The 5,684-nt window shown below is 59.4% G+C and carries 4 protein-coding genes; 3 read left to right on the forward strand and 1 reads right to left on the reverse strand.

Going from position 1 to position 5,684, the window contains the following annotated elements:
• Nucleotides 1–3,314: cobaltochelatase subunit CobN (gene cobN / locus LEP6406_RS31855; RefSeq protein ID WP_036028136.1), on the forward strand; the 3,314-nt coding region annotated here is incomplete at its 5' end.
• A gap of 391 nt (nt 3,315–3,705) precedes the next feature.
• The gene (locus LEP6406_RS0203585; protein WP_008310882.1) at nt 3,706–3,990 is read left to right on the forward strand and encodes a DUF427 domain-containing protein; all 285 of its coding nucleotides are present in this window, start codon (nt 3,706–3,708) and stop codon (nt 3,988–3,990) included.
• A 421-nt stretch (nt 3,991–4,411) separates the two neighbouring features.
• Here LEP6406_RS0203585 and sodX read toward each other — a convergent pair whose 3' ends face one another.
• Nucleotides 4,412–4,834, reverse strand: coding sequence for a nickel-type superoxide dismutase maturation protease (gene sodX, locus LEP6406_RS0203590; RefSeq protein WP_008315273.1), 423 nt, complete (start codon nt 4,832–4,834; stop codon nt 4,412–4,414).
• Nucleotides 4,835–4,995: 161 nt separating this feature from the next.
• Here sodX and LEP6406_RS0203595 point away from each other — a divergent pair, with 161 nt between their 5' ends.
• Nucleotides 4,996–5,598: a superoxide dismutase gene (locus LEP6406_RS0203595; protein ID WP_008315275.1), complete on the forward strand. Its 603-nt coding sequence runs from the start codon at nt 4,996–4,998 to the stop codon at nt 5,596–5,598.
• Nucleotides 5,599–5,684: the final 86 nt, after the last annotated feature.

A 5,684-nucleotide genomic window follows, 5' to 3' on the forward strand; every position in this document is an offset into this window, starting at 1 on the left:
ATACCCCCACCCTCCTCCTCCTCAACACCACCAGCTTCTCCCTCGCCAAACTCGACGGAGCCACCCCCCGCCTAGATCTATGGGAGGCGCTGGACGTGCCCGTACTCCAGGTCATCCTCAGCGGTGGCACCGAGGCGGCTTGGCAACAGCACCCCATGGGATTGATGCCCCGCGACATCGCCATGAATGTGGCCCTGCCGGAGGTGGATGGCCGCATCATCACCCGTGCCGTGTCCTTCAAAACCAGTCAGCAGCGCAGTGCTGCCCTAGAGATGGATGTGGTCACCTATGCCCCCGTGGACGATCGCATTCAATTCGTTGCCGATCTCGCTGCCCGCTGGGTGGATCTGCGCCGCACTCCGGCCTCCGAGCGGCGGGTGGCGCTGATTTTGGCCAACTATCCCAACCGGGATGGCCGTTTGGCCAATGGGGTGGGGTTGGATACGCCCCAGAGCTGTGTCGAGATTTTGCAGGCCCTAGCCCAGGCGGGCTACACCGTGGCTGAGATTCCTAACACCGGGGATGAGTTGATTCAGCGGTTGACGGCGGGACGCACCAACGACTCCGAATCCTATGGTCTGCGCCCGGTGGGGCAAACTTTGCCCCTAGCCGACTACCAGCGCTGGTATGACACCCTGCCGGAAACGGTTCGCGTCGCCCTAGAGACCCGCTGGGGCACCCCCGAGGCAGAACTGGCCCAGCTTTGGGCCGATTCTCCCCAGCCTCCTGTGCCCTTGGCCTTTCCCATCGCGGGCTTGCAACTGGGTCACATCTTTGTCGGTGTCCAGCCCAGTCGGGGCTACGATCGCGACCCCAGTTTGAACTACCACGCCCCGGATCTGGAGCCCACCCACGCCTACCTGGCCTTTTACCTCTGGCTGCGGCAGTCCTTCTCGGCCCAGGCCATCGTCCATGTGGGCAAACACGGCAATTTGGAATGGCTACCGGGGAAGGGGGTGGGCCTAGCCGCCACCTGCTATCCCGAAATTGCTCTGGGGCCGATGCCCCATTTCTATCCCTTCATTGTCAATGATCCGGGGGAGGGGGCTCAGGCCAAACGCCGTGCCCAAGCGGTAATCCTGGACCACCTCACCCCACCCCTAACACGGGCAGAACTCTACGGTCCCCTGCAAGCCCTAGAGGGGCTGGTGGATGAGTATTACGAAGCCCAAAGTTTGGACCCCACTCGCCTGCCGGTGATCCGCGATCGCATCCTCACCCTCCTCGCCGACACCCACCTCGCGGAAGATCTCGCCCTGATCCCGCAGCAAGGCGAACAGCCGTTGATCCCGCAGCAGGGCGAACAGCCGTTCGTCCCTACCTCAGAACCCCTCTCCCCGTGGGAGAGGGGCAGGGGTGAGGGCTCCGGCAGCAGGGGGAAGAAACCCGATCTGCAAACCCTGCTGCCCCAACTAGACGGCTACCTCTGCGACCTCAAAGAAGCCCAAATCCGCGATGGACTCCACATCTTTGGTCAATGCCCCACGGGACAGCAATTGCGGGATTTGATCATTGCGATCGCACGTCATCCCAGCCGCGATCGGGTGGGGTTAACCCGCGCCATCGCCCAGGATTTAGGGTTAGACCTGGATCCCCTCACGGTGGATTTGGGATCTCCGTTTGAGCCTGAACAGCGGGAGGCTTGGCCCGATGGCTTGCAAGGGTGCCGCACTGCTGGGGATGTTGTGGCCTTGTTGGAGGGGCGGGCAGCAGGAATAGTGGCAGAGTTGCTTCAGGCTGAGGGAGAAGCAGGAATGGGGGGTGCGACGGATTTGGTGGGCAGTGCCCACCCTACTGTGTCCCCTCCAGACCAACAACCGACACATCCCGTAGGTGGGGTGGAACGGAGTGGAACCCAACAGCAGCCCCCTGGGTTGGGTTCCGTTGACACTGCACCCACCCTACTAGCACCCCATATCCGTAGGACGGTGGAAACCCCCGCGATCGCACAAGAACTGGCCTGGATCCGCCAGACCCTCTTGCCCGCCCTCCAGGCCACCCCCCAGGAAATCGGCAACCTACTGAAGGGGCTAGGGGGCCACTATGTCCCCAGCGGCCCCGCCGGAGCCCCTACCCGCAATCGTCCCGATGTCCTGCCCACCGGGCGCAACTTCTACTCCGTAGACATTCGTGCCATCCCCACCGAGAGCGCCTGGGACGTGGGACGGAAGGCAGCGGAGGTCGTAGTAGAGCGCTATACCCAAGAACAGGGCGAATATCCCACCGCCCTGGGGCTGTCTCTATGGGGCACCGCCACCATGCGAACGGGGGGCGATGACCTGGCGGAAGCCCTGGCCTTGCTGGGGGTGCGCCCGGTGTGGGATGGCCCTAGCCGACGGGTGGTGGATTTCGAGATTCTGCCCGTCTCCCTCCTGGGGCGGCCTCGGGTAGATGTCACCCTGCGGATTTCTGGCTTCTTTCGAGATGCCTTCCCCAACTTGATTGATCTCTTCAATCAGGCCGTGATGGCGGTGGCGGATTTGGAGGAACCCCCGGAGGAGAATCCCCTGGCGGTCAGGGTGCGTCAAGAAACGGCCCAGGGACAGGCTCAAGGATTGGATTTGGCAACGGCGGAGTTGCGATCGCGCTATCGCGTCTTTGGCTCTAAACCGGGAGCCTACGGGGCGGGGTTACAAGGATTGATCGAAGCCCAAAATTGGCAGGACGACAGGGATCTAGCCCGCGCCTATATCAACTGGAGCAGCTACGCCTACGGTGTCCAAGGCACCAGTGCCGCCGCCCCAGAAGCCTTCTCCGCCCGTTTGGCCCAGATGCAGGTGGTGCTCCACAACCAGGACAACCGAGAACATGACCTGCTGGACTCCGACGACTACTACCAGTTCCAGGGGGGACTCACGGCGGCGGTGCGGACGGTATCAGGCCAACAGCCCACCACCTACTTTGGGGACAATGCGGTGGTGGAGAATCCCAAAGTGCGATCGCTGACGGAGGAAATCACCCGCGTCTATCGCTCCCGCGTGGTCAACCCCAAATGGATTGCCGGGGTAATGCGCCACGGCTATAAGGGAGCCTTTGAAATGGCGGCCACAGTGGATTACCTCTTTGCCTACGATGCCACCGCCCACTGTGTCGCGGACCACATGTACACCGGGGTGGCGGAAGCCTATCTCTTAGATCCCCCAGTGCAGGAATTTGTGCGCCAAGCGAACCCCTGGGCACTGCGAGATATGGCGGAACGCCTGCTGGAGGCCCATCAACGGGGATTATGGCAGCAGGTTTCGGAGGATTTATTGGATACCTTGCGAGCCATCGCCCATGAAGCCGAGGCAGACCTGGAAACTCGACAGTCCTAGGGCGTATGGACAATCAACGAGGAAACCCTTGCGGGGTAGGCATGACCACGCCCACCCTACGGCATCAAGCTAGTACCGCAGGGCGTAAATCAGCCCATTATTGTCGCACCAGCCCAACATTTTCCGGTTCCCTCTCCCCTTGGGAGAGGGCTAGGGCTTCGGCGTGAGACTTCGGCGTGAGCTCAGTCGAACGCTCAGCCGAACGGTGAGGGGCCGAGGTGTACCACGATGGAACGGTCAGGGTATTTCCGCCGCCCAGTACTAGGGGCTGTAACCGCCCCATAACTAGGAATCTGCCTTAGATTGTCCACAGCCCCTAGCTCAAGTCCTTCGCCCCCTTTATGCTGTAGGGAAAGACCAGTTTTCCCCAACACAGAACCAGAGGTGAGCTATGGCTAAGGCAGTATGGAACGGGGTGACCGTGGCGGAAAGCGATCGCTGTGAACAGGTTGAAGGCAACTACTACTTTCCCCCCGATGCGATTCACTCGGAATATTTTCAGCCCAGCCAGACCCATACGGTGTGTGGCTGGAAAGGTACCGCCAGCTACTACACCCTGGCGGTGAATGGGGAAACCAATCCTGACGCCGCCTGGTACTATCCCGAACCCAAGGATGCGGCCAAGAAAATCAAGGACTATGTAGCCTTCTGGCGCGGTGTGACGGTGTCGGCCTAGTTAAAGGTGGGGGAGTGGGGGTGACAGGAATTTTAAGTTTTGAATTTTGAATTTCCCGTAGGGTGCATAGCGCTAAGGCGCGGCTTCGCCCACGCGAAGCAATGCACCGCAGAAAGGCAATGCCTAGGGGAAATGGTCACAGGATTTACGCCCTACGGTACTAGTACCGGCTGGCTGAAATCGCCTTACTATTAAGTCCTATGAGCCTAAGCTATATCGCCTACTGGCATTTCGCGATGGCAAGGACACTTCCGCCACCCGGTACTAGTACTGGGTGGCAGAAATCCTGTGTCCATTTCTCCTAGACGGTGCATTGCACCCTACGAAACCTCTTTCCTGGTTCCCAGGCTCTGCCTGGGAATCCTCACCGAGGCTCTGCCTCGTCGTTAGAAAACGGCAAGGATATTTCCGCCGCCCAGTACTAGGGAAATCGGCACACCACTTGGCCCAAGATGTCTTGGGGAGGTACGAGGCCAAACTGGCGGCTGTCCGTGCTGGCGGCCCCATTGTCCCCTTCGAGATGACAGCGTCCGTCCGATGCCACAATCCTGACTCGCTTAATCAGGGGAAAGCAATCGGGCCGCTGGGGATGGCGGGCCACTACAATTTCACCGGGTCGAGGATGGCGATGGCCCCTTTGGGCCGGTCTCTGACCATCGCGATAGGCATGGGGATTCATCAGCACCTCTTCCCCCGGCTGTAACAGAGGCACCATAGATTCCCCCGTCACCCGCCACCGCCGCCGCCGTCGGCCTAGCCACAACAACACATCCCACCAGGTGGCGGAGCGGAGCGTTCCTTGCTGCCCTTCTATCCGGTTTTTCTCTCCTTCAATTAGACCCAACCGATACCCCCTGGGTGGATAGGCGGCTTCCGTACAACTGCGGTATCGTGCCTAGGAGGGCGCTGGTCTCTAAATTCCAGCCCCCATGCAGAAGACATCGGTCGCATACATTAATTGTATCCCTGCCCTAATTCGCTCAATGAGAGGAGATTGCTACCGTTATGGCATACGAGCTACCCGCGTTGCCCTACGACTACACCGCTTTGGAACCCTTCATTTCCAAAAGCACATTGGAGTTTCACCACGACAAGCACCACGCAGCCTACGTCACCAAATTCAACGATGCTGTCAAGGGCACTGATCTTGACCACCAGCCCATTGAAGCCGTCATCAAGGCTATTGCTGGAGATTCGGCCAAGAGTGGCATCTTTAACAATGCCGCCCAAGCTTGGAACCATACCTTCTACTGGAACAGCATCAAACCTGGTGGCGGGGGGCAGCCCACCGGCGACCTAGGAAAAAAAATTGATGCCGATTTTGGTAGCTTCGATGCCTTTGCCGACGCCTTTAAACAGGCCGGAGCAACTCAATTTGGTAGTGGCTGGGCTTGGCTAGTCCTAGAGGGGAGAACCCTTAAGGTCACCAAAACCTTGAATGCCGACAATCCTCTAACGAGTGGACAAGTCCCGCTACTGACGATGGATGTTTGGGAACATGCCTATTATCTGGACTATCAAAACAAGCGTCCTGACTACATCAGCGCATTCTTGGGTAGCCTGGTGAACTGGGACTTTGCGGCGCAAAACCTAGCGACAGCCCAGTAGTGAGTCAATCAATCATTGGCAGATATAGCGGTTCCCTAATGGATGAGGTACAGCTCAACTTGATGGCAATTCGGGGAACAAGGGGC

The organism is Leptolyngbya sp. PCC 6406, assembly GCF_000332095.2.
In the GTDB taxonomy this organism is placed as follows: domain Bacteria; phylum Cyanobacteriota; class Cyanobacteriia; order Phormidesmidales; family Phormidesmidaceae; genus PCC-6406.

What these genes read in the sequence shown, in the direction of transcription:
- LEP6406_RS0203585 (WP_008310882.1), top strand. Translation starts at nt 3,706, where the DNA reads ATGGCTAAGGCAGTATGGAACGGGGTGACCGTGGCGGAAAGCGATCGC.
- LEP6406_RS0203595 (WP_008315275.1), top strand. Translation starts at nt 4,996, where the DNA reads ATGGCATACGAGCTACCCGCGTTGCCCTACGACTACACCGCTTTGGAA.